The organism is Pseudomonas sp. IT-P171 (assembly GCF_949767765.1).
In the GTDB taxonomy this organism is placed as follows: domain Bacteria; phylum Pseudomonadota; class Gammaproteobacteria; order Pseudomonadales; family Pseudomonadaceae; genus Aquipseudomonas; species Aquipseudomonas fluorescens_B.
In genome coordinates, this window is sequence record NZ_CATKQN010000058.1 from 324,654 (window position 1) to 348,478 (window position 23,825).

The 23,825-nt window shown below is 60.4% G+C and carries 24 protein-coding genes; 11 read left to right on the plus strand and 13 right to left on the minus strand.

From position 1 onward, the window contains the following. Positions 1–46: 46 nt before the first annotated feature. Complete coding sequence (locus ACM6I5_RS27635; RefSeq protein WP_017336384.1) at positions 47–940, plus strand: PA4780 family RIO1-like protein kinase; 894 nt, start codon at positions 47–49, stop codon at positions 938–940. 68 nt (positions 941–1,008) lie between these two features. Next, on the plus strand, positions 1,009–2,226 hold the full coding sequence (locus ACM6I5_RS27640; protein WP_414885074.1) for an MFS transporter: 1,218 nt from the start codon (positions 1,009–1,011) through the stop codon (positions 2,224–2,226). Here ACM6I5_RS27640 and cueR read toward each other — a convergent pair. From cueR to ACM6I5_RS27655, 3 genes are all read right to left on the minus strand, one after another. Further along, the gene (cueR, locus tag ACM6I5_RS27645) at positions 2,180–2,593 is read right to left on the minus strand and encodes a Cu(I)-responsive transcriptional regulator (protein ID WP_017336386.1); all 414 of its coding nucleotides are present in this window, start codon (positions 2,591–2,593) and stop codon (positions 2,180–2,182) included. The genes ACM6I5_RS27640 and cueR overlap by 47 nt on opposite strands. Further along, positions 2,590–4,983, minus strand: coding sequence for a heavy metal translocating P-type ATPase (locus ACM6I5_RS27650; protein ID WP_414885075.1), 2,394 nt, complete (start codon positions 4,981–4,983; stop codon positions 2,590–2,592). The genes cueR and ACM6I5_RS27650 overlap by 4 nt, the downstream gene beginning before the upstream one ends. Positions 4,984–5,079: 96 nt before the next feature. Continuing rightward, positions 5,080–5,463: a hypothetical protein gene (locus ACM6I5_RS27655; RefSeq protein ID WP_017336388.1), complete on the minus strand. Its 384-nt coding sequence runs from the start codon at positions 5,461–5,463 to the stop codon at positions 5,080–5,082. A 147-nt stretch (positions 5,464–5,610) separates the two neighbouring features. Here ACM6I5_RS27655 and ACM6I5_RS27660 point away from each other — a divergent pair, with 147 nt between their 5' ends. Both ACM6I5_RS27660 and ACM6I5_RS27665 read left to right on the plus strand, forming a co-directional pair. Continuing rightward, complete coding sequence (locus ACM6I5_RS27660; protein ID WP_017336389.1) at positions 5,611–5,808, plus strand: heavy-metal-associated domain-containing protein; 198 nt, start codon at positions 5,611–5,613, stop codon at positions 5,806–5,808. 133 nt (positions 5,809–5,941) lie between these two features. Further along, the gene (locus tag ACM6I5_RS27665) at positions 5,942–7,138 is read left to right on the plus strand and encodes a multidrug effflux MFS transporter (protein WP_017336390.1); all 1,197 of its coding nucleotides are present in this window, start codon (positions 5,942–5,944) and stop codon (positions 7,136–7,138) included. A gap of 8 nt (positions 7,139–7,146) precedes the next feature. On the opposite strand, the gene ACM6I5_RS27670 is transcribed toward ACM6I5_RS27665, so the two are convergent. From ACM6I5_RS27670 to ACM6I5_RS27680, 3 genes are all read right to left on the minus strand, one after another. After that, a complete protein-coding gene (locus ACM6I5_RS27670) occupies positions 7,147–7,317 on the minus strand; it encodes a hypothetical protein (RefSeq protein ID WP_017336391.1) in 171 nt (56 codons plus the stop codon). Between the two features lie 134 nt (positions 7,318–7,451). Then, a complete protein-coding gene (locus ACM6I5_RS27675) occupies positions 7,452–8,465 on the minus strand; it encodes a zinc-binding alcohol dehydrogenase family protein (protein WP_414885076.1) in 1,014 nt (337 codons plus the stop codon). Positions 8,466–8,498: 33 nt separating this feature from the next. Then, positions 8,499–8,792: a putative quinol monooxygenase gene (locus tag ACM6I5_RS27680; protein WP_017336393.1), complete on the minus strand. Its 294-nt coding sequence runs from the start codon at positions 8,790–8,792 to the stop codon at positions 8,499–8,501. Between the two features lie 118 nt (positions 8,793–8,910). On the opposite strand from ACM6I5_RS27680, the gene ACM6I5_RS27685 reads away from it, so the two are divergent. From ACM6I5_RS27685 to ACM6I5_RS27695, 3 genes are all read left to right on the plus strand, one after another. Further along, a complete protein-coding gene (locus ACM6I5_RS27685; protein WP_017336394.1) occupies positions 8,911–9,840 on the plus strand; it encodes a LysR family transcriptional regulator in 930 nt (309 codons plus the stop codon). A 316-nt stretch (positions 9,841–10,156) separates the two neighbouring features. Beyond that, positions 10,157–10,891, plus strand: coding sequence for an ArsR/SmtB family transcription factor (locus ACM6I5_RS27690; protein WP_017336395.1), 735 nt, complete (start codon positions 10,157–10,159; stop codon positions 10,889–10,891). 125 nt (positions 10,892–11,016) lie between these two features. Beyond that, positions 11,017–12,399, plus strand: coding sequence for an MFS transporter (locus ACM6I5_RS27695; RefSeq protein WP_414885077.1), 1,383 nt, complete (start codon positions 11,017–11,019; stop codon positions 12,397–12,399). Positions 12,400–12,513: 114 nt separating this feature from the next. Here the strand turns inward: ACM6I5_RS27695 and ACM6I5_RS27700 are convergent, their stop codons facing one another. After that, complete coding sequence (locus ACM6I5_RS27700; protein ID WP_017336397.1) at positions 12,514–13,467, minus strand: adenosine deaminase; 954 nt, start codon at positions 13,465–13,467, stop codon at positions 12,514–12,516. 192 nt (positions 13,468–13,659) lie between these two features. On the opposite strand from ACM6I5_RS27700, the gene ACM6I5_RS27705 reads away from it, so the two are divergent. Then, positions 13,660–14,748 carry a calcium:proton antiporter gene (locus ACM6I5_RS27705; RefSeq protein ID WP_414885078.1) on the plus strand — a complete coding sequence of 363 codons (1,089 nt, stop codon included), beginning with the start codon at positions 13,660–13,662 and terminating at the stop codon, positions 14,746–14,748. 61 nt (positions 14,749–14,809) lie between these two features. On the opposite strand, the gene ACM6I5_RS27710 is transcribed toward ACM6I5_RS27705, so the two are convergent. The 3 genes from ACM6I5_RS27710 to ACM6I5_RS27720 all read right to left on the minus strand — a co-directional run bounded on the left by ACM6I5_RS27710 (position 14,810) and on the right by ACM6I5_RS27720 (position 17,483). Then, positions 14,810–16,168, minus strand: coding sequence for an 8-oxoguanine deaminase (locus tag ACM6I5_RS27710; protein ID WP_414885079.1), 1,359 nt, complete (start codon positions 16,166–16,168; stop codon positions 14,810–14,812). 252 nt (positions 16,169–16,420) lie between these two features. Continuing rightward, the gene (locus ACM6I5_RS27715; protein ID WP_017336400.1) at positions 16,421–17,107 is read right to left on the minus strand and encodes an SDR family oxidoreductase; all 687 of its coding nucleotides are present in this window, start codon (positions 17,105–17,107) and stop codon (positions 16,421–16,423) included. Between the two features lie 25 nt (positions 17,108–17,132). Beyond that, on the minus strand, positions 17,133–17,483 hold the full coding sequence (locus tag ACM6I5_RS27720; RefSeq protein WP_414885080.1) for a MerR family transcriptional regulator: 351 nt from the start codon (positions 17,481–17,483) through the stop codon (positions 17,133–17,135). Between the two features lie 85 nt (positions 17,484–17,568). Here ACM6I5_RS27720 and ACM6I5_RS27725 point away from each other — a divergent pair, with 85 nt between their 5' ends. Further along, on the plus strand, positions 17,569–17,994 hold the full coding sequence (locus ACM6I5_RS27725) for a hypothetical protein (RefSeq protein ID WP_414885081.1): 426 nt from the start codon (positions 17,569–17,571) through the stop codon (positions 17,992–17,994). 460 nt (positions 17,995–18,454) lie between these two features. Here ACM6I5_RS27725 and ACM6I5_RS27730 read toward each other — a convergent pair whose 3' ends face one another. The 3 genes from ACM6I5_RS27730 to ACM6I5_RS27740 all read right to left on the minus strand — a co-directional run bounded on the left by ACM6I5_RS27730 (position 18,455) and on the right by ACM6I5_RS27740 (position 20,713). After that, positions 18,455–19,036: an IMPACT family protein gene (locus ACM6I5_RS27730; protein WP_017336403.1), complete on the minus strand. Its 582-nt coding sequence runs from the start codon at positions 19,034–19,036 to the stop codon at positions 18,455–18,457. A 7-nt stretch (positions 19,037–19,043) separates the two neighbouring features. Then, positions 19,044–19,694 (minus strand): TetR/AcrR family transcriptional regulator, encoded by a 651-nt coding sequence (locus tag ACM6I5_RS27735; RefSeq protein ID WP_017336404.1) that lies wholly within the window; start codon positions 19,692–19,694, stop codon positions 19,044–19,046. 98 nt (positions 19,695–19,792) lie between these two features. Continuing rightward, a complete protein-coding gene (locus ACM6I5_RS27740) occupies positions 19,793–20,713 on the minus strand; it encodes a LysR family transcriptional regulator (protein WP_008031360.1) in 921 nt (306 codons plus the stop codon). Positions 20,714–20,837: 124 nt separating this feature from the next. On the opposite strand from ACM6I5_RS27740, the gene ACM6I5_RS27745 reads away from it, so the two are divergent. Both ACM6I5_RS27745 and ACM6I5_RS27750 read left to right on the plus strand, forming a co-directional pair. Further along, positions 20,838–22,187 carry an aspartate aminotransferase family protein gene (locus ACM6I5_RS27745; protein ID WP_017336405.1) on the plus strand — a complete coding sequence of 450 codons (1,350 nt, stop codon included), beginning with the start codon at positions 20,838–20,840 and terminating at the stop codon, positions 22,185–22,187. Between the two features lie 64 nt (positions 22,188–22,251). After that, positions 22,252–23,745: a CoA-acylating methylmalonate-semialdehyde dehydrogenase gene (locus ACM6I5_RS27750; RefSeq protein WP_008031364.1), complete on the plus strand. Its 1,494-nt coding sequence runs from the start codon at positions 22,252–22,254 to the stop codon at positions 23,743–23,745. The last annotated feature ends 80 nt before the right edge of the window (positions 23,746–23,825 follow it).

Below are 23,825 nucleotides of genomic sequence, written 5' to 3' on the forward strand. Positions count from 1 at the left end.
AATGACTTTCGCGTGTTTGGTAATAAAGGACCCACAATAAAAGCTGATGAAGACTCCAAAACGCATTGAACCCCTGATCGAGGACGGTCTGGTCGACGAGGTGCTGCGCCCACTCATGAGTGGTAAAGAAGCAGCTGTTTATGTGGTGCGCTGCGGCAACGAGTTACGTTGCGCGAAGGTCTACAAGGAGGCGAATAAACGCAGTTTCCGTCAGGCGGCCGAGTACCAGGAAGGCCGCAAGGTGCGCAACAGCCGTCAGGCCCGTGCGATGGCCAAGGGCTCCAAGTTCGGCAAGAAAGAAACCGAAGACGCCTGGCAGAACGCCGAAGTGGCGGCGTTGTTCCGTCTGGCCGGCGCCGGTGTCCGGGTCCCTCAGCCTTACGACTTCCTTGAAGGCGTGCTGTTGATGGAGCTGGTGGCCGATGAGTACGGCGATGCCGCGCCGCGTCTGAACGACGTGGTGCTGGAGCCGGATCAGGCGCGCGAATACCACGCGTTCCTGATTTCGCAGATCGTGCTGATGTTGTGTACCGGCCTGGTGCACGGTGACCTGTCCGAGTTCAACGTACTGTTGACCCCGACCGGCCCGGTCATCATCGACTTGCCGCAAGCGGTGGACGCGGCGGGCAACAACCACGCGTTCAGCATGCTGGAGCGTGACGTGGGCAACATGGCGTCCTACTTCGGGCGGTTTGCCCCGGAGTTGAAAAAGACCAAATACGCCAAGGAAATGTGGGCGTTGTACGAAGCCGGCACCTTGCACCCGGCCAGTGTCTTGACCGGCGAGTTCGACGAGCCGGAAGAGTTGGCCGACGTCGGCGGGATCATGCGCGAAATCGAGGCGGCACGCCTGGATGAAGAGCGCAAGCAAGCGGTCCGCGCGGCAGATGACGCGCCACCGAGCAAAACCGAAGAACCGCCTCCGCCCTGGATGCAGTGATCGGTTGACGAAAAACCCGGCTTCGGCCGGGTTTTTTGTCAAACGCTAAACCCTTTGCAGGATTGAATGTGGACACCTCCACCCGCAACGCCCAGTTGATCATCGCCGCCCGTCTGGTCTCGGACTTCGGCGCGTTCCTCAACATGGTCGCCCTGGCCACCTACGTCTACCTGCTCAGCAACAGCGCCATGAGCGTTGGCATCTTCCTCGCCAGTCGCGTGGGTGGAGGGATTTTTGCCAGCCTCATCGGCACCCGCTTCTATCGCCGCTGGGCCGGGCGTCTGCCGCTGATTGTCTTCGATGTGCTGCGCGCCGGATTGCTGGGGCTGCTGCTGGTCTTGCCGGTTACCCAGCAAGCGCTGCTGCTGCCGGTCATTGCCTTCGGGCTTGGCTTGGGCAACTCAATGTTTGCCATCGGCCTCAACAGTCAGCTGCCGCACTTGATCGAGGGCGATCAACTGCTCAAGACCAACGCCTGGATCACCTCGGCGTCATCGGCAGCCATGGTCGGCGGAAGTCTGGTGGCCGGGGTGTTGGTGGCAGCGTTTGGCTTTGAGGTGGTCTTCGCACTGAACGTAGTCACTTACCTGTTGGCCGCGTTGTTCATCCTGCCGCTGCGGTTTTCCGGACCGTCTCCCAGCGCCGAGCCCGATCACGAACGAGGCGAATGGTCAGCCCTGCGCCAGGGGCTGCGCGCTACGCCGGTGGTGGCGGCGATGCTCGCGGTCGCGATGGCCGATACCTTGGGCAGCGCCGCACACAACGTGGGTTTGCCGATCATTTCAAAACTGCTGACACCCGAATCCGCCAGCACCACGCTGGGCCTGATGCTGGCGGTATGGGCTTGCGGAAAACTCATCGGTGCACGGATCGCCAGCCGCCTCAAAGGCTCGGATAACGTGAACCTGGAAAGACGGTTTTTCTTCGGTGTGCTGCTGATGTCCTGCGGCTTCATCCTGATGTTCCAGCAACAGACCCTCTACGGCTTGCTGCTGTTCTCACTGCCGGCAGGGTTGGGCGACGGTTTCTCTGAAGTCGGCCTGATGTCGCGCCTGCAACGAGAACCGGACAGCCTGCGCCTGCCGATTTTCAGTTTCCTGACGTTGTTGCAGATGACCGGGTTCGGTGTCGGCATGCTGATCGCTGCACCGTTTTACGCGTGGTGGACGCCCGGCGCAGTGGTGCTGTTGTTCCACGGCATTCCCCTCACCACCTTGCTGCTGGTGAAGGTGCTCGCGATCAGGAGCGAGCGGGTACGGCGCAGCAACCCGACTCAAGATTTTTGAGGATCGGGCAGTCCGGACGGTGATCGCCATGGCAGTGCTCGACCAGGTCCTGCAAGGTATCGCGCAACTGACCGAGTTCGAGGATTTTCTGGTTGAGCTCGTCGATGTGCTGACGAGCCAGGGCCTTCACGTCAGCACTGGCGCGCTGACGGTCCTGCCAGAGGGTCAGCAGTTTGCCGACCTCTTCCAGGGAAAACCCCAGGTCCCGCGAACGCTTGATAAACGCCAGCGTGTGCAAGTCGTCATCGCCGTACACCCGGTAACCGCTGTCGGTGCGATGGGCCGCCTTGAGCAGACCGATGGACTCGTAATAACGAATCATCTTCGCGCTCAGGCCACTTTGGCGGGCTGCTTGGCCGATGTTCATCGGTTGTCCTCCAGATCCTTCGGTTTCCAGGTCTTCAACAGTAGCGCATTGCTCACCACGCTGACGCTCGACAACGCCATCGCCGCGCCGGCCAGCACCGGGTTGAGGAAACCGAACGCGGCCAGCGGAATGCCGATCAGGTTATAGACGAAGGCCCAGAACAGATTCTGACGAATCTTCGCGTAGGTCTTGCGGCTGATTTCCAGCGCGGCCGGCACCAGTCGCGGGTCGCCACGCATCAGGGTGATGCCGGCCGCGTGCATGGCGACGTCGGTGCCGCCACCCATGGCGATGCCGATGTCGGCGGCGGCCAGGGCCGGGGCGTCGTTGATACCGTCGCCGACCATCGCCACCACCCCGGTTTTCTTCAGTTCGGCGACGGTGGCGGCTTTGTCGGCCGGCAGCACCTCGGCGTGGACATCCTGGATGCCGAGCGCTTCGGCGACCACTTTGGCGCTGCCGCGATTGTCGCCGGTCAGCAGGTGACTGCTGATGTGCCGGGCGCTGAGTTGTTGCACCGCTTGCAGCGCGCCGGGTTTGAGGGTGTCACCGAAGGCGAACAGGCCCAGGACGGTTGGTTGCGGACTTTGCTCGATCAGCCAGGACAGGGTCCGGCCTTCGGTTTCCCACGCGGTTGCAGAGTCGGCCAAAGGACCGGCGCTTAATCCGCTCTCTTCCAGCAAGCGTCGATTGCCCAGCGCCAAACGGCGACCATCGAGGTTGCCGGCAATGCCCCTTCCGGTCAGGGATTGGCTGTCGCTGACATCGGCCACGGTCAATCCGCGTTCGACGCAAGCGTCCAGAACCGCTTTAGCCAAGGGGTGTTCACTGCCGCGTTGCAGCGCACCGGCCCATTTCAGCAAGGTCGCTTCGTCACCGTCGACGGCACTTAAATGGGCGATGCGTGGCGCACCCGAGGTCAGCGTGCCGGTCTTGTCGAAGACTACGGCGCTGACTTCATGGGCTCGCTCCAGTGCCTCGGCGTCCTTGATCAGAATGCCGTAGCGCGCGGCCACGCCGGTGCCGGCCATGATCGCGGTTGGCGTGGCCAGACCGAGCGCACAAGGGCAGGCGATCACCAATACCGCGACGGCATTGATCAGCGCCGTTTCGATGGGCGCGCCGTACAGCCACCACCCCATCAGTGTCGCCAGTGCAATCAGCAGGACCGTTGGCACAAATACCTGGCTGACTTTGTCCACCAGTTTCTGAATTGGCGCTTTTGCGGCTTGCGCGTCTTCCACCAGACGGATGATTCGCGCCAACACGGTTTCCGCGCCCAAGGCCTGGGTACGAACCAGCAACCGGCCTTCACCATTGATGGCGCCGCCGGTGACCTTGTCGCCAGGCTGTTTCGGCACGGGCAGGCTCTCGCCGCTGATCAATGCTTCGTCGGCGTGGCTCTGGCCTTCGACCACTTCGCCATCCACGGGGAATCGTTCGCCGGGTTTGACCAGCACCAGATCATTCAGGCGCAAAGCGCTGATGGCGACGTCCTGTTCGCGGCCGTCGATCACTTGAATGGCCCGCTCCGGACGCAATGCCTCAAGGGCGCGGATGGCGCTGGCGGTCTGGCGTTTGGCGCGGCTTTCGAGGTATTTGCCCAACAGGACCAAGGCGATCACGACGGCCGAGGCTTCGAAATACAAATGGGGCATGCGCCCGGCGGCGGTGGCCCATTCGTAGAGGCTCAAGCCATAACCGGCGCTGGTGCCGAGGGCGACCAGCAGGTCCATGTTGCCGGCGCCGGCGCGCACTGCTTTCCATGCTGCTACATAAAAGCGGGCACCGAAGACGAATTGCACCGGCGTGGCCAGCGCGAACTGCACCCACGCCGGGAGCATCCAGTGCACACCGAACGGTTGCAGCAGCATCGGCAACACCAGCGGCAAGGCGAGGGCAATCGCCATGATCAAGACCCAGCGCTCACGGTGCAGGCGCTGTTGTTGAGTGTCGGTTGTCGGGTGTTCGACCTCCCAGACGCTGGCGTTGTAGCCAGCCTTGGTCACGGCCGCGATCAAGCTTTGCGGATCGACCTGGCCGAGCAGTTCGAGGTGGGCGCGTTCGTTGGCCAGGTTGACGCTGACACTTTTTACCCCCGGCACCTTGGCCAGCGCCCGTTCGACCCGACCGACGCACGACGCGCAGGTCATGCCGTCGATACTCAATTCCAGACTCTGCTGCGGCACGCTGTAACCGGCTTGCTGCACAGCGTCCATCAACGCCGGCAGACTGTCGCTGGGTGCTTGAACGCGGGCCTGCTCGGTGGTCAGGTTGACGCTGACGGCAGAGGCGCCGATGACTTTGCTCAAGGCACGCTCGACACGCCCGGCGCAACTGGCACAGGTCATGCCGGCAATCGGCAGATCGAATGTGGTGGTTTCGGACATATCGGTCGCGCTCCCTGTAGAAGATGTCTACAGGATCAACCTTGCCATGCTGGCAAGGTCAAGCGCCATGTCTCAGATCAAAAGATCGCAGGTGAATCAATATCCGAGGTCAGCAGGCTTCAGGTACATCCCTTCCTGCGTCATCGCAATCCGGAACTTCAACACATCCCCGGCCTTGAGCGTGATGTCCTGCGACCCCGGTGCCAACATCCCCGGATTGCAGCCCGGCGCCTGGCCCGGCAGCAGCTTCAGGCGCAAGGAAACATTGCCCGGCGGCAGGTTGAACGATGTGCTTTGCTCCTGAAAAAGCCGCGCCGACAGTTGATCCTGGATGTACACGCCGATTTCGCAGTTGGTCGAGACTTCCAGGCGCTCGCGGGAAATGATCAGCACACCGTAATCCTCCCCGGCAGCATTGACCGAGGGCACGGCGGCGAAAAGGCTGAGGAAGCCAAACAGGCTGAGAGCTGACCAGCGCATGGCTGAATCTCCTGAGATCGAGTCATAGATGCACGCAGCTTGGCCGAGCGCGACGCCGATTGCCAGCCCGGCAGATCACATCAGAACTTGACCTTGCCATGGTGGCAAGCTCGAGACTGCTCGCAATCCCACTAAAGGAGTCATTCCATGCAAGTGTTCAACGTTCAAGGCATGTCCTGCGGTCACTGTGTCAAAGCCATCACTCAAGCGCTGCAAGCGAGGGATCCCGCGGCCAGCGTGCGGATTGATCTGGCGGCAAAGGAAGTTGGCGTCGAGAGTGCGTTGACTGCGGATGAAGTGATCGCAGCGATCAGCGAAGAAGGTTATGAAGTGAAAGTCGCCTGAGGCCAAACGCAATCCCATGTGTGCGGGCATGCATTTATCCAGGGGTTTTTAATAGTTAGCGAGCTATCGGAATGTTCAAGGTGTCCCCACGCGGCTAGACTGTGGAGCTGCCGACTTCAGCCCTGGATACCTGATGAACTTCCGTACCATTTTGATACTTGGCGCCCTGAGCGCTTTTGGGCCGCTTGCAATCGACTTCTATCTGCCGGCGTTCCCGGCCATGGCGCTGGCGTTCGGCACCGATGAACAACACGTTCAGCTGACGCTGGCGGCGTATTTCCTCGGTTTGTCCATTGGTCAGCTGATGTACGGCCCGGTAGCGGATCGGTTTGGCCGGCGCATTCCGCTGTTGACGGGTGTCGGTCTGTTCACCGCCGCTTCGTTGGCGTGCGCCTATGCGCCGAACCTTGAATGGCTGCTGGGCGCGCGTTTTGTCCAGGCGCTGGGCGGTTGCGCGGGGATGGTGATTTCCCGGGCGATTGTCAGTGACAAATGCGATGCGGTGGGTTCGGCCAAAGTCTTTTCCCAGCTGATGCTGGTCATGGGCCTGGCGCCGATTCTCGCGCCGATGCTCGGCGGTTTGCTGGTCAATACCACCGGCTGGCAGTCGATCTTCCTGGCGTTGAGCGGTTTCAGTGCCTTGGCGGCGGTGGCCGTGGCGCTTGGCTTGCCGGAAAGCATGCCCGCGCATGTGCCCCGTCAACCGCTGTCGGGCGCGCTGCGTCAGTACGGTCGCCTGTTGTCGGACCCGGTGTACCTCGGCCACGCCCTGACCGGTGGCATCGCCATCGCCGGGATGTTTGCCTACATCGCCGGTTCGCCGTTCGTCTTCATCAAACTCTACGGCGTACCGGCCGAGCATTTCGGCTGGTTGTTCGGCACCAATGCGGCGGGTTTCATTCTGGTGGCGCAGGTCAACGCGCGACTGCTCGCCAAGCGTGGCCCTGCTTTTTTGCTGGCGCGGACGGTGTGGATTTATCTGGCGGCCGGCCTGACGTTGCTGGCTGTCAGTTCGCTGCACACCGAACAGTTGTGGCCGCTGCTGATTCCACTGTTCATCTGCATCGCCAGCCTCGGCTGCATCCTCCCCAACGCGTCGGCCTGTGCCATGAACGGGCAGGGCGCCCGCGCCGGGAGTGCGTCGGCGATGCTCGGGTGCCTGCAATTCAGCGTCGCCGCCGGGGCTGCGTCGCTGGTGGGTATTTTGTACGACGGCAGCGCCGTGCCGATGGCCATGGTCATCAGCCTGTGTGGAATTCTGGTGGTGAGCGTGGCGATGCTCACCCGGCGTTTGCAAAATGCCCGGGCGTTGGTGCAAGCCCAGGTATGAGGCAGGTCTCAGCCAACAGCGCGCTGCTGTTGGACGGGAATCTGATGGGGGGCGTGCAAGCGTGCTTCTAGGGTTCGGGTGAAAGCGCGAGCTTCGGCTTCGCTACGGAACGTCACCGCGTGTTGGTCCAGGCGGACCTGCCACTGGGATTTTGCCAATTCTTTTATCAGGATCTTCATTGCTGACCTCCTCGGTTAAAAGATTGCATCGCAGAGTTCTGGATTGTAGACCTGAATACGATCGCAATTATGACAACGGTCAACCTTCGGACTGACGGTGTCGTCCATCCGGACGACACTTGTATCAATCTGTGTCAGAAGCCTTCGAGCACAATCTTGCCCTTGGACTTGCCGCTTTCCAGCAACTCATGGGCTCGCCGCAGATTCGCCGCGTTGATGGTTCCGAAGTGCTCGCCCACCGTGGTTTTCAATGTGCCGTCATCGATCAGTCCGGCCACGCGGTTGAGCAGTTTGTGCTGCTCGATCATGTCCGGCGTTTCGAACAGCGAGCGGGTGTACATGAACTCCCAGTGCAGGGACAGGCTCTTGCGTTTGAGCTTGGTGACGTCCAGCGCTTTCGGGTCATCGATCAGCGCGAGTTTGCCTTGTGGCGCCAGGGCCTCGACCAACTGATCGAGATGCTGATCGGTCTGGGTCAGGCTGGCGACGTGGGTCACCTGCGCAACGCCTGCGCGTTTCAGTTCTTCACTGAGCGGCTGGCTATGATCGATCACCAGGTCGGCGCCCAACTCACGCACCCAACTCTGGGTTTGCGCACGGGAAGCGGTGCCGATGACTTTCAAACCGGTGAGCTGACTGGCCAGTTGCGTCAGGATTGAACCGACACCGCCGGCCGCCCCGACGATCAGCAAGCTCTGGCCTTCATCGGTGTTGCCTTCGCGCACTTGCAGGCGTTCGAAAAGCAATTCCCAAGCGGTAATGGCGGTCAGCGGCAGCGCGGCCGCTTCGGCAAAACCGAGGGTTTTCGGCATATGGCCGACGATCCGCTCATCCACCACGTGCAGTTCGCTGTTGCCGCCGGCGCGGGCAATCGAGCCGGCATAGAACACCTTGTCGCCGGCCTTGAACAAGGTCACTTCGCTGCCGACGGCCTTGACCACGCCGGCCACGTCCCAGCCCAGCACTTTTGCCGCGCCGCCTTCGGGCTGGACGTTCTGGCGGACCTTGGTGTCCACCGGGTTGACCGAGATGGCTTTGACTTCCACCAGCAGGTCACGGGGGCCGGCGACCGGTTCCGGCAGTTCGATGTCTTGCAGGGATTTTTCGTCGCTGAGCGGCAACGAGGCGTAGTAGGCAATGGCTTTCATGAGGAGGGTTCCGAACAGTAATAGAAGAAGGGATCAAGCCACGGAGCGCAGGCGCTTGAGATCGAAGTGTTCGATCAGGTCGCCGGCCTGGGCGCGAAAGTTCTGGATGTGTGCGCTGGCGTCGTGGGCTTGCAGCGCTTCGTCGCTGCTCCATTGTTCAATCATGTAGAAGGCCAGCGGATTGGCGAGGTCCTGATGCAGGTCGTATTGACCGCAACCGGCTTCGGCGCGGGTCGGCTCCAGCAGTGCACGCAGGTGTTGCTCGAGCGCGTCCTGTTGGCCGGCTTTGGCGATCAGGGTGGCAATGGCGGTGAAAGGCTGGGACATGGTCGACTCCAGGAGCAGGATGATTTCGATGCAGCAGATGATTGGCTATTTCTCTGCGAGATAAAACCCGCTAAAAGAGCAGTCTCTTTCAATATTTTTTTGATAATCGAGGCTGTAAATGCTGCGTTTCGATGACTTGCAGTTGTTTGTCCGGGCGGCGGACCTGGGCAGCCTGTCAGCGGCGGCGAGGGGAATGGACATGTCGGCGGCGGTGGCGAGTGCGGCGTTGAAGCGCATCGAGCAGCAACTCGGCGCCCGATTGCTCGCCCGCTCCACCCGCAGTCTGCGCCTGACGGCGGAGGGCGAAGGATTTCTCGAGTATGCCCGGGCCGCGCTGAGCAACCTCGACGAGGGCCGCCGATTATTGGCCAGCGGTCAGGATCAGGTCAGCGGGGTGCTGCAGCTGTCGGCGCCGTCGGATTTCGGTCGCAACCTGCTGCTGCCCTGGCTGGACGAGTTCCAGCGTGAACACCCCAAACTCACGGTGCGCTTGTTGCTGGGCGACCGCATCGCCGATCTGTTCCGCCAACCGGTGGACATTGCCCTGCGCTACGGTGAGCCGGAAGACTCCAGCCTGGTGGCGCTGCCCATCGCCCCGAATAACCGCCGCGTGCTGTGTGCCGCCCCGAGCTACCTGGCCCGGCATGGCGAACCGCGGCAACTGGAGCAACTGGCGCAGCACAATTGCCTGCTGTTCATGCTCGGCAGCCGGGTTCACGACCATTGGAGTTTTCACGACGGCAAACGCGAAGTCAGCCTGACCGTCAGCGGTGATCGCTTCAGTGACGATGCCGACGTGGTGCGCTTGTGGGCCGTGGCGGGTGCCGGGATCGCCTACAAATCCTGGCTCGATGTCGCCGCCGATGTGTTGGCCGGCCGCCTGAAAGTGCTGATGCCGGAGCTGCTCTGTGAGCGCGCACCGCTGAATTTGCTGTGCGCCCATCGCGCACAATTGAGTAAGCCGGTGAACCTTTTGCGGGAAATGCTTGCCAGCCGATGTACTCGATTAGGCAGTCAATTTCCTGTGTTGGCGCATGTCGATCATTAGTCGCAGGCAAATAGCGAAATTTCCCTCAGGATCAATCACCACCAATGGTTTCCGGGGGGCAGGAACCGACCGGCAACGGGCTTATACTAGCGCCCGCCTCATGTACGCACCGTCGACCTCGCCATGGCGAGTCCGCGTTCGAGTCGGTCAGGCTCCACCGTCAATCCAAAGCCTTTGCAAGGTCTTCGAAGCAATGGCTTGTGTGAGTGGATGGCTTTGCCCGGTTTATGGCGGTTTCCACGTCTTGGCCGACGACACATTACTGGTCAAGATGTCTCTGAGCAGTAGACGAAACGATTCAACAGGGAGTGAATACATGGAACATGCACCTTGCATCAGCCAGATCGCCACGTTGCTGGCTGACCCAAAGCGCAGCGCAATGATGTGGGCCTTGATGGACGGCGCTGCGCGGCAGACCGAAGAGCTGGCATTGCTGGCCCGCCTGTCGCCGTCTTCGGCCAGTGCACACCTGGGGCGTTTGTCCGCCGGAGGTCTGTTGAAAGTCGAAACCCGCGGCCGCAAGCGATTCTTCCGGTTGGCCGCACCCGAAGTCGGGGCCGCGATAGAAGCGCTGGCCAGTGCGACGATCGCCAGCACACCTCGGGACATTCCCGATGTTTTCAGCCGCACCCCCGCCATCCCCAAACGTCAGGCCGCGCCCTCGTCCTTGTTGCGCGCACGGCTCTGCGACGATCATTTAGGCGGCACGCTGGCCGCCGATCTGTACCAGCGTTTGCTGGATGCGGGCTGGATCGAACAGTTCGATCATCGGGTGTCGATCACGCACAAGGGCGCCACGCAACTGGCGACACGCGGCGTTTTCGTCCAGGCGCTGGCGCAGAGCACCAGCCGAGCCGCCTGTGCCTGTCCTGACTGGAGCGAAAGACGTCCGCACATGGGCGGTTCACTGGGCGCGGCGTTGCTGCAATTGTTCATGCAGTCCGGCTGGCTGAGCTTGCCGAACGATTCGCGCGCCTTGCACGTCACCGTGACGGGGCAGCGTGAAATCCACCGTTTCGCCAAGGAGACCGAGCTGGAAATGGCGTTGTAGACGCATCGGGATCGACGTCCGGGGGCACGGGCGTCGTTCAGAGCTGCGGCCAGGTCGCATCCAGCAATAACCCCCGGCGACCATCGCGCACACTCGTTCAGGGACTTTCGAACGGGGGATGTGGCATGGAAACACGAGGCTTCAGCGCGGCAGAACGATTGGAACGGCTGCCCATCAGCGGCTATCACCGGATCATTTTCATCATCATCGCCCTGGCGTTTTTCTTTGACTCCATGGACCTGGCGATGATGACGTTCCTGCTCGGCTCGATCAAAACCGAGTTCGGCCTCAGCACGGCGCAGGCCGGGTTGCTCGCCAGTTCGAGTTTTTTCGGCATGGTCGTGGGCGCATCACTGTCCGGCATGCTGGCGGACCGTTTCGGCCGCAAACCGGTGTTCCAGTGGAGCATTGTGTTGTGGGGCATCGCCAGTTACCTGTGCTCCACGGCGCAGAATGTCGAGACGCTGACGCTCTTCCGCATACTCCTGGGAATTGGCATGGGCATGGAGTTTCCCATCGCCCAGTCGATGCTTTCGGAATTGATTCCGGCGAAAAGACGTGGGCGTTACATCGCGTTGATGGACGGTTTCTGGCCCTTGGGGTTTGTCGCGGCCGGGGTGCTGTCGTATTTCCTGTTACCGGTGATTGGCTGGCGGGATATTTTTCTGGTGTTGGCGGTGCCGGCGGTGTTTGTCCTGGTGATTCGCTTTTTCATTCCCGAGTCACCGCGCTGGCTGGAACAGGCCGGGCGTGATGAGGCGGCGGACAAGGTCTTGCTGGGTATCGAAGCGCGGGTCCGGACGTCGCTGGGTCATGGGGATTTGCCTGAGCCGATCCGCTTGCCGCGTGTGGCAAGTACGCCGGGCAACTTCTTTTCAGCTTTGCAGCAGATCTGGTCGCCGCTGTATCGCCAGCGCACGATGATGATCTGGAGCGTCTGGTTCTTTGCCTTGCTGGGGTTCTACGGGTTGACGTCGTGGCTCAGTGCACTGCTGCAGCAGTCGGGTTTCGCCGTGACCCAGTCGGTGTATTACACCGTGCTGATTTCCCTCGGCGGGATTCCCGGTTTCCTCATGGCGGCTTGGCTGGTGGAGCGTTGGGGCCGTAAACCGGTGTGCGTGGTGACGTTGCTCGGCGGCGGGGTGATGGCGTTTCTTTACGGTCAGAGCGCAGTGTTTGGCGGCAATGTCGGCTTGCTGATCACGTCGGGGCTGTTGATGCAGTTTTTCCTGTTCGGCATGTGGGCAGTGCTCTACACCTACACGCCAGAGTTGTACCCGACGTCGGCGCGGGCCACGGGTTCCGGTTTTGCGTCGGCGATTGGCCGAGTGGGTTCGTTGCTTGGGCCAATGGTGACCGGGCTGGTGTTCCCGATGACCGGGCAGGGTGGCGTGTTCGCGCTGGGGGCGATGTGTTTTGCGATCGCGGCGGGGGTGGTGTGGGTGTTCGGGATGGAGACGCGGGGCAAGACGCTGGAGGAGTTGAGCGAAGTGGTAACCGTCGGCTAAACACAAACCCTGTGGGAGCGAGCTTGCTCGCGATAGCGGATTCACATTCACCAATGACGCTGGATGTGATGGCCTCATCGCGAGCAAGCTCGCACCACATTGGGTCTTCAGCAGTTACGGTTTTACCAACCGCGCATCCAGGCTGTTTTGCGCCAATCGCTTGGCCTGATCCTGGGTCATGCCCAGATCGGTGTACAGCGCATGGAAGTTCTCGGTCACATACCCGCCGAAGTACGCCGGGTCATCCGAGTTCACGGTGACTTTCACGCCGCGCTCGAGCATGTCGAGAATGTTGTGCTGTGACATGTGATCGAACACGCAAAGCTTGGTGTTCGACAACGGGCACACCGTCAACGGGATCTGCTCATCAATGATCCGCTGCATCAGGCGCTCGTCTTCGATGGCGCGCACGCCATGGTCGATACGCTGGATTTTCAGCAGGTCGAGGGCTTCCCAGATGTATTCCGGCGGGCCTTCTTCACCGGCGTGAGCGACGGTCAGGAAACCTTCGTGACGGGCACGATCAAACACGCGCTGGAACTTGCTCGGCGGGTGACCCATTTCCGAACTGTCCAGGCCGACGGCCACGAACGCGTCGCGGAATGGAAGCGCCTGGTCGAGGGTCTTCTGTGCTTCGTCTTCGCTCAAGTGACGCAGGAAACTCAGGATCAAACCGCTGGTGATGCCCAGCTGCTGTTCGCCGTCCTTCAACGCGGCGGCGATGCCGTTGAGCACGACTTCGAACGGGATGCCACGGTCGGTGTGGGTCTGCGGGTCGAAGAACGGTTCGGTGTGAATCACGTTCTGCGCCTTGCAGCGCAACAGGTAGGCCCAGGTCAGGTCGTAGAAATCCTGGGAGGTGCGCAGCACATCGGCGCCCTGGTAATACAGGTCGAGAAACTCTTGCAGGTTGTTGAAGGCGTACGCCTTGCGCAGGGTTTCGACATCGCTCCACGGCAGGGCGATCCTGTTGCGTTCGGCCAGGGCGAACAGCAGTTCGGGCTCCAGCGAACCTTCGAGGTGCAGGTGCAGTTCTGCCTTGGGCAGTGCGTTCAGCCAATCGTACATTTGTTCAAATCTCATCAGGTGCAATGACGGCATTCTACAGATGCTCGCTGCAACAATTGGTAAAACCTGACCAAGAGGTTCATTGGCCGGCTGTCATCCATTGCTGGGCTAAGGTGTAACGAAACGTTAGCGCCGCTCCACAGTCAGTAGCTCATCACACTGATTCCGCTCCATTCGGCAAAAAGGCCTGCAATGCTCACATTCCTCAAGCAAGAAAAATTTCTGCTGTTGGCCCTGATCGCCGCCTTCATCGCTTACCCGATGGAACACTGGATGCTGCACAGCGGCCAGCCCATAGCCCTGACTGCCGGTCTCGTGCTGATCGCCTTCATCGTCGCCGCATCCATGCGCGTCGCCCATCACGCCGAACTGCTGGCGGAAAAAGTCGGCGATCCCTACGGCACGATGATCCTGACCCTGGCGGCGGTGCTGGTGGAAGTGGTGATCCTGGCGATCATGATGAGCAACGAAGCCTCGCCGACGCTGGTGCGCGATACGATTTACTCGGCGGTGATGCTCGACATCAACGGCATCATCGGCCTCGCGGCATTGATGGGCGGGATCAAGCACGGTGAACAGTCCTACAACGATGACTCGGCGCGCAGCTACAGCGTGATGATCCTCACCGCCATGGGCGTTTCCATGGTGGTGCCGGAGTTTGTTCCCGAGGCGAACTGGAAGCTGTATTCCGCGTTTACCATTGGCGCGATGGTCGTGCTTTACACCCTGTTCCTGCGCATGCAGGTCGGGCCGCACAGTTATTTTTTCAGCTACAGCTATCCGGAAAAACGCCGCAAAAGAGTCCCGGAGGAAGCACCTGAATCGGTCAATCTCGCGCTGAGTATCGGGACGTTGGTGTTGGGTGTGGTGGTGATCGGCGCATTGGCCGAGGTGATGTCCAAGACCCTCGACCTGGGCCTGGAAGGGACGGGCGCACCGCCGGTGATCACGGCGATTCTGGTGGCGTCGATTTCCGCGGCGCCAGAGATTCTGACGGCGTTGCGCGCAGCGCTGGCCAACCGTATGCAGTCGGTGGTGAACATTGCGATGGGCGCATCGCTGTCGACGGTGATCCTGACGGTGCCGGTGATGGAAGCGATGGCGCTCTACACCGGTCAACCGTTTCAGATGGCGATGACGCCGGTACAGACAGTGATGATCTTCCTCACCCTGATCGTCAGCGCGATCAATCTCAATGACGGCGAAACCAATGCCATCGAAGGGATGACCCACTTCGTGTTGTTTGCGACGTTCATCATGTTGTCGCTGCTCGGTCTCTGAACTTTCCACAAATCCAACGTGGGAGCGGGCAAGCCCTCTCCCACATTGGGTTCGAGTTGTATCAGGTACCGGCGATCAACTGCCGGGCCGCCTGGCTGTGATCCGCAATCAAACCCTTCAGATCAAGCCCCTCGACCTGCCCGTCAACCACTCGCCACTGGCCACCGACCATCACCCGATCCGCCCGGTCCGCACCACACAGCAGCAACGCCGACACCGGATCATGACTGCCGGAAAACCGCAGCTCATCCAGCTTGAACAACGCCAGATCCGCCTGCTTGCCCACTGCCAGCTCACCAATATCGGTACGCCCGAGCAAACTCGCCGAGCCCTTGGTCGCCCATCCCAGCACCAATTCCGGGGTGATCTTCTCGGCGCCATAACGCAAGCGCTGAATGTAAAGCGCCTGACGGGTTTCGAGCATCATGTTCGACGCATCGTTGGACGCTGAACCGTCCACGCCCAGCCCGAGCAACGCGCCGGCGGCGGTCAGGTCCAGTGTCGGGCAAATGCCGGAGGCCAGGCGCATGTTCGAGCTCGGGCAATGGCAAATGCCTGTGCCGGCCGCGCCGAGGCGGGCGATTTCGTCCGGGTTGAAGTGGATGCCATGGGCGAGCCAGGTGCGCGGGCCGAGCCAGCCGACGCTGTCCAGGTAATCCACGGTACGCAGGCCGAAGCGCTGCAGGCAGAAGTCTTCTTCGTCGAGGGTTTCGGCCAGATGCGTGTGCAGGCGCACATCGAGCTTGTTCGCCAGCTCGGCGCTGGCCGACATGATTTCCGGGGTCACCGAGAACGGCGAGCACGGCGCCAGGGCGATCTGGATTTGCGCGCCATCGCCACGCTCGTGATATTCGGCGATCAGGCGCTGACTGTCGTCGAGAATCACTTCGCCTTCCTGGACCGTTTGCTGCGGTGGCAGGCCGCCGTCCTTTTCGCCGAGGCTCATTGAGCCGCGCGTGAGCATGGCGCGCATGCCCAGTTCGCGGACACTCTCGACCTGCACGTCGATCGCATTTTCCAGGCCCTGCGGGAACAGGTAATGGTGATCGGCCGCTGTGGTGCAGCCAGACAACAACAACTCGGCCAGCGCGACTTTTGTGGCGAGGGCAAGTTTTTCCGGGGTGAGTCGTGCCCAGACCGGGTACAGGGTTTTCAGCCACGGGAACAACGGCTGATTGACCACCGGTGCCCAGGCACGGGTCAGGGTTTGATAGAAGTGGTGATGGGTGTTGATCAGTCCCGGCAGGATCACATGCTCGCGCGCATCGAAGACTTGTCCACAGGGCGCGGAAGGTTGCTGGCCGGCGGCGAGCACTTCGACGATCAGACCGTCTTGCACAACCAGCCCGCCACGGGCATCGAGGTCATTGGCAGTGAAGATCGCGAGGGGATTTTTTAACCAAGTACGGGTCGCAGGCATGTTGGCCGGCTCCTCTGAAAGTGGGTTCAGGTTAGCCAGCTCAGTGATTACCCTGTCTGCTGATCCAGGGTCGCCGCAAGGGACGAGGTGCGGAGTTTCAAACAAAACCGCGTGGTGGGCAAGCCCGGCCCGACCAGACGATAAAAATCCTGTGGGATCCGGGCTTGCCCGCGATGCATGCACCTCGGTCTTTCAGGTCTTCCCAGGTGACGCCATCGCAGGCACGCCAGCTCCCACAGGGGGACGCAGTGACTACCAGGGAATGGTTTCACCTCTGTAATTCACAAAGTGATGCCCGCCCTTGCCGACATACGCATTCACCTGATCAACCAGCCCACGCGTGCTGGTTTCCACATCGATATCAGCGCCTTCGCCGCCCATGTCGGTCTTCACCCAACCCGGATGCAGCGACAGCACGGTCAGCTTCTGCTCGCCCAACTGCGTCACGAAACTGCTGGTCATGGAGTTCAGTGCCGCCTTGCTCGCCTTGTACAACGCCAGCTCCGGCGCGTCCGGCATGGTTACGCTGCCGAGCACCGAGCTCATGAACGCCAGCACGCCGCTTTCCGGGCGGATTTGCCCGACAAAACGTTGTGCCAGGTTGATCGGTGCCACCGCGTTGGTAAAAAACAACTGGCCCACTTCAGCCAGCGTCGCGCCGCCCGGTGTTTGTACTTCCGGCCCCTTGACCCCGGCATTCACGAACAGCAGATCAAACACTTCGCCCTTGAGTTGCTGGCTCAACGCGATGACTGCCTGCTGATCATCCATGTCGAGTTTTTCGATCCGCACCGTTCCCAATGCCTTCAAGGCGTCGGCATTCTGCGGGTTACGCACAGTGGCGGTGACTTGCCAGCCGTCGGCGAGCAGGGTCTTCACCAGACCGAGGCCCAGGCCCCTGGAGGCGCCGATGATGAGTGCGGTTTTTGCCTTGGACATGAGTGGCTTCCTTGAGAAGTGAGAATCACGGATTCAATGGACAACGTTGACCAAGACGTTGCTGCAACTCGTGTCGCAGCGCGCCAAGTTCATCCATTCGGGTTTCGATCAGTTTGAGTTTGTCTTGCAGCAGTTGGGTGACGGCGCTGTTCGGGTCGGGCGACTGCCACAACGTGGCGACGCTATTGCCGATTTCGCCCAGGGTAAAACCCAGCCGTTGAGCGGTCTTGATGTACAGCACCAGTTGCACCACGTCCGGCGGATAATCGCGATAACCGTTGGCGCTGCGTTGCGCGGCGATCAATCCGCGTTGTTCGTAGAAGCGCAGCGTGTCGCGGCTGACCGCGCTGGCCTGGGCTAATTCACCGATGCGCATCCTGACGTCTCGAGAGGGGGGCTTGACCCTGGAGCATACTCCAGGCTTTAGCCTTGTTGCTCCCTGAATTTATGGAGCAATGCCGATGTGGACTTCAACGCAATATCGCCGGTTGGTGCGTGGTAGCGCCTGGTATGACTTGATCGTGACGGCGGCGTTTGTCACGCCGTGGACATTTGCGGCGTTGCACGGCGTTTTGACGGGGGTGAGCCGGGCGTTCGACTTACCCGGAGAACTGCCGGCATTCGAACCAATGCACATGCTGATGGCGAACCTTTTTGGATCGATTGTGTGCATTTGGGCCGTGCTGAGGATTCGTGATCCGCAGCAGGTGTTTGGTCGGTATGACGCCGTGGGCCGGTTTATTTTTTCGGCTTGGCAACTCTATGCCTTGCTGCATGGCGCCAGTTCGCTGTTGGTGATTTTTTTGTTCTTTGAATTGGCGTGGGGTGTGGTTCAGGTCCTGCCTGTGGATAAAACAGTGACCTGGCCATTGAGACAGGAAATTTGAAATCTCATGGCGACCAAGGCCTCAAGGGCGCTGCCTCGCCACCTTTCAATTGGCAAGCAGGCACCACTTGAGGGCGAAGTCGGTGGTCGAGCTCTGTTTTTGCTCATCAAGCTTTGGTCAAAAAACGAGCAACCCGGCGCGAGCCATGCCGGACATGGGGCCGCGACAGCCATGAACGGGTTATCCACAGATTGCTCCACAGTATTTGTGCGCAAGCGCAAAGGTCGGGCATAAGCGCTGAGCGGCTTTCTTCTAAAGGTGATAAATCACGCTAACTGGTTGTTTTTACGTGGATTTAGTCTTGGTGGTGGCAAATTGGGCGAAAAATGAGCAATGCCCGCAAAGCCGCATGACAGAAGGGTTACAGCGGTATGTGCTCAGGTTATCCACAGCCGGGTGCACAGTAGATGTGGGCAACTGTGACAGTTCGACGAAAGGGCAATGGGCGTTGTTGGTGCGATCAGCGTTGCAACAGAATGCGTCCGCGACTCAAATCTGCGAGCTGGGTTTGCAGGGTTTCGATCTGCGCTTCGCCCATTGCTAACTGCAGCTCTACACCGTTCGCCGTGAACGTCTCTTCCACTACCAGGCCACCGAGCTCCGCCACCCGAAGCTTCACCAGCGTCAGTTCAGCAAACCCGCAGGCGCAACTCACCGGCACTCGGCTGATCAGCTCTATCTTCGGCGCTGCTTGCAGGCACTTGTTGGCGCCACCGCCATACGCCCGTGCGAGCCCGCCGGTGCCCAGTTGAATGCCGCCATACCAGCGGATAACCAGCACGGCGACCTGATCGCAATCCTGCGCCTCGATCGCCGCGAGAATCGGTCGACCCGCCGTGCCGCCCGGTTCGCCATCATCGGTGCTGCGGTATTGAGCGCCGAGCTTCCATGCCCAGCAGTTGTGCGTGGCATTCAAATCACTGTGCTGTTCGATAAATGCCTGGGCTTCAGCAGGGCTGCTGATCGGCGCGGCGAAGGTGATGAAACGGCTCTTGCGAATCTCTTCGCGGTATTCGCAAAAGCCGCTGAGGGTAAAAGGCATAAGAGTCTTAAATAGCTGGAGTCAGGCCGCAGCCTTTGAGAATGATGCGGATCAGGTTATCGCTGGCATCTTCCATGTCTTGCTTGGTCAACTTGGTTCGGCCGCTGACCCGGCAAATTTGCGTGGCGAAATCGGCGTAATGCTGGGTGCTGCCCCACAACAGGAAGATCAGGTTGACCGGGTCGACCGGGTCCATTTTTCCGGCGTCGATCCACGCTTGGAACACCGCCGCCCGGCCCTGGAACCAGGCGCGGTAGTCCTGGTTGAAATACTCGGTCAGGCATTCACCGCCGCTGATCACTTCCATCGCGAAGATCCGCGAGGCCTGCGGTTGCCGGCGGGAGAATTCCATCTTGGCGCGGATGTATCGCGTCAGCGCTTCGGCCGGGTCATCTTCGGCGGTCAGGGTGTTGAACGTACTGTCCCACAACTGAAGGATGTTGCTCAGCACCGCCACGTACAAACCCAGTTTATTGGTGAAGTAGTAATGCAGGTTCGCCTTGGGCAACCCGGCATTCAGGGCGATGGTGTTCATGCTGGTGCCTTTGAACCCGTGTCTGGCGAACTCGTCTTCGGCGGCTTTGATGATGGTCTCTTCGTTCTTCTGACGAATGCGGCTGGCAGGTTTGCCGCCGTGAGCGGGGACTTCAAAGGTCATAGGCACTTCCGGACAGGTGGGTGGGTGCAACCAAGTGCGTTGATAGCGCACCCATGGGGATCCGACAAGTCCTGACGCAATAAAAGCCCCGCGACGTTCTATCGTGTCGCGGCCAGGCTCTCCAAAAAGCTTTCCAGCACCAAATGCGGGCGACGTCCCTTGCGCGTGACCGATGCGAGGCTGAGGTCATAGAAGCGCGCTGTAGGTTTCAGTGCGCGCAAACGACCTTGTTGAACCCAGAGGCTGGCGTAGTGATCGGGCAGGTAGCCGATATAGCGTCCAGTGAGAATCAGGAATGCCATGCCTTCGCGGTCCGATGCACTGGCGGTGCAGTTGAGGGCCTGGTAATGCGCCTGGATTTCGGCAGGCAAGCGGAAGGTCGGGGCGATGGCGTCCTGACTGTTCAGGCGTTCATCGTCCAGTTGTTTGTCGTCGACGTAGAACAAGGGATGCCCGACCGCGCAATACAGCAACGAGCGCTCGCTATAGAGCGGCTGATACTCCAGGCCTGACAGCGCGCTGGCCTGCGGCACCACGCCGACATGCAAGCGACCGTCGAGCACACCTTGTTCGACTTCGTTGGGCGCGATCATGCGGATTTGAATCTGCACGTCCGGTCCACGTTCCTTCAATTGCGCCAGGGCGTGGGTGATGCGCATGTGGGGCAGGGTGACGAGGTTGTCGGTCAGGCCGATGGTCAATTCGCCGCGCAGGTGTTGGTGCAGACCGTTGACCTCGGTGCGGAAACTTTCCAGCGCACTTAATAGCTGTAATGCGGACTGGTAGACCTCGCGACCTTCCTCGGTCAGGGAAAATCCGGCGCGACCGCGTTGGCACAGGCGCAGACCGAGGCGCTGTTCCAGGTCACTCATCTGTTGGCTGATCGCCGAACGGCCAATCCCGAGCACTGATTCCGCTGCAGAAAAACCGCCGCACTCCACCACGCTGCGAAAAATCCGTAGCAGGCGGATATCAAAGTCGCTGACTTGTGCCAGCGGATCGGGGCGACGAGTGCTCATAGTTTAGTGATGGCCTGACTGAACGTTAGAAAAGTTGGATTTCACAGACTTTATCCCCGTGGCAATTTAGCTGCAAGAACGCTTTTCATCTCCACGCCGCTTATTGCCTTGCGAGGTTTTGCCCATGAACTTGCCTGAAAACGCCCCGTCTTCCCTGGCCAGCCAGCTCAAGCTCGATGCTCACTGGATGCCCTACACCGCCAACCGGAATTTCCAGCGCGATCCGCGACTGATCGTGGCGGCTGAAGGCAGTTGGCTGACGGACGACAAGGGCCGCAAGGTCTACGATTCGCTGTCCGGTCTGTGGACCTGTGGCGCCGGGCACACCCGCAAGGAAATCCAGGAAGCGGTTGCCAAGCAATTGGGCACCCTCGATTACTCGCCGGGCTTCCAGTACGGTCACCCGTTGTCGTTCCAGCTGGCCGAGAAAATCACTGACCTGACGCCGGGCAATCTGAATCACGTGTTCTTCACTGACTCGGGTTCCGAGTGTGCGGATACCGCGGTGAAGATGGTTCGCGCTTACTGGCGTCTGAAAGGCCAGGCAACCAAAACCAAAATGATCGGCCGTGCCCGTGGTTACCACGGCGTGAACATCGCCGGCACCAGCCTCGGCGGTGTGAACGGCAACCGCAAAATGTTCGGTCAGGCGATGATGGACGTTGATCACTTGCCGCACACCTTGCTGGCAAGCAATGCCTATTCTCGTGGCATGCCGAAAGAGGGCGGTATCGCTCTGGCCGATGAGCTGCTCAAACTCATCGAACTGCATGACGCTTCGAACATTGCTGCTGTATTTGTTGAACCAATGGCCGGCTCCGCTGGTGTGCTGGTTCCGCCTGAGGGCTACCTCAAGCGTCTGCGCGAGATCTGCGATCAGCACAACATCCTGCTGGTGTTCGACGAAGTGATCACCGGTTTCGGCCGTACCGGCTCGATGTTCGGCGCTGACAGCTTCGGCGTGACCCCGGACCTGATGTGCATCGCCAAGCAAGTCACCAACGGCGCGATCCCGATGGGCGCGGTGATTGCCAGCTCCGAGATCTACCAGACCTTCATGAACCAGGCGACGCCTGAATACGCCGTGGAATTCCCGCACGGTTACACCTACTCCGCGCACCCGGTGGCGTGCGCCGCAGGCCTGGCAGCACTCGACCTGCTGCAAAAGGAAAACCTGGTGCAGAGCGTGGCCGACGTCGCGCCGCATTTCGAAAATGCGCTGCACGGCCTGAAGGGCTCGAAAAACATCATCGACATTCGTAACTACGGTCTGGCCGGTGCGATCCAGATTGCCCCGCGTGACGGCGACGCCATCGTGCGTCCGTTCGAAGCGGGCATGGCGCTTTGGAAAGCCGGGTTCTACGTGCGCTTCGGCGGCGACACCCTGCAGTTCGGCCCAACCTTCAACAGCAAGCCGCAAGACCTTGATCGTCTGTTCGACGCGGTCGGCGAAGTGCTGAACAAAATCGACTGATTTTCCCTTCTATATAGAGGCGTCCGTTGACGGGCGCCTGTGGACAACTTTTCTGGAGCCCCGCATGAGCCTTATTCCGCATTTGATCAATGGCGAACTGGTGACCGAAGACGGTCGCACGGCCGACGTGTTCAACCCGTCCACCGGCCAGGCAATCCATAAGCTGCCTTTGGCCAGTCGCGAAACCATTCAGAAAGCCATCGATTCGGCCAAGGCTGCGTTCCCGGCCTGGCGCAATACTCCGCCGGCCAAACGTGCTCAGGTGATGTTCCGCTTCAAGCAACTGCTGGAACAGAACGAAGCACGTATCGCCCAACTGATCAGCGAAGAGCACGGCAAGACGCTGGAAGATGCTGCCGGTGAACTGAAACGCGGTATCGAGAACGTCGAGTTCGCGTGTGCAGCGCCGGAAATCCTCAAGGGCGAGTACAGTCGTAACGTCGGCCCGAACATTGATGCCTGGTCGGACTTCCAGCCGTTGGGCGTGGTAGCCGGCATTACGCCGTTCAACTTCCCTGCGATGGTGCCGCTGTGGATGTATCCGCTGGCGATCGTCTGCGGTAACTGCTTCATCCTCAAGCCGTCCGAGCGTGATCCAAGTTCGACACTGTTGATCGCTCAGTTGCTGTTGGAAGCCGGTCTGCCTAAAGGTGTGTTGAGCGTTGTGCATGGTGACAAGGCTGCGGTAGATGCGCTGATCGAAGCGCCGGAAGTCAAAGCGTTGAGCTTTGTCGGTTCGACGCCGATTGCCGAATACATTTACGCCGAAGGCACCAAGCGCGGCAAACGCGTTCAGGCACTGGGCGGCGCGAAGAACCACGCGGTGCTGATGCCGGATGCAGATCTGGATAACGCCGTCAGCGCACTGATGGGCGCGGCGTACGGTTCGTGCGGTGAGCGTTGCATGGCGATCTCGGTGGCTGTGTGCGTCGGTGATCAGGTGGCAGATGCGTTGGTGGCCAAACTGACGCCGCAGATCAAGGCATTGAAGATTGGCGCAGGCACCACTTGTGGCTTGGACATGGGGCCATTGGTCACCGGTCAGGCTCGTGACAAAGTCAGTGGCTATGTAGAAGACGGTGTTGCGTCGGGTGCAACCTTGGTCGTCGATGGTCGTGGTCTGAGTGTGGCCGGTCATGAAGAAGGTTTCTTCCTGGGTGGCTGCCTGTTCGATAACGTCACCCCGGAAATGCGTATCTATAAAGAAGAGATCTTCGGGCCAGTGTTGTGCGTTGTCCGGGTCAACAGCCTGGAAGAGGCGATGCAGCTGATCAATGATCACGAGTATGGCAATGGCACCTGCATCTTTACCCGTGATGGGGAAGCGGCGCGGTTGTTCTGCGATGAGATCGAAGTCGGTATGGTCGGCGTCAACGTGCCGTTGCCAGTGCCAGTGGCGTATCACAGCTTTGGCGGTTGGAAGCGTTCGCTGTTCGGCGACCTGCATGCGTATGGCCCGGATGGCGTGCGCTTCTACACCCGTCGCAAAGCCATCACCCAGCGCTGGCCGCAGCGTGCGAGCCATGAAGCGTCGCAATTTGCGTTCCCGAGCTTGTAAGTAGAAGGGAAGAAGGCCGAGCCCCCTGGGGCTCGGCCTTCGTGTTTCCGGGCTTTTTTGACCTGTATGACAGAAATGTG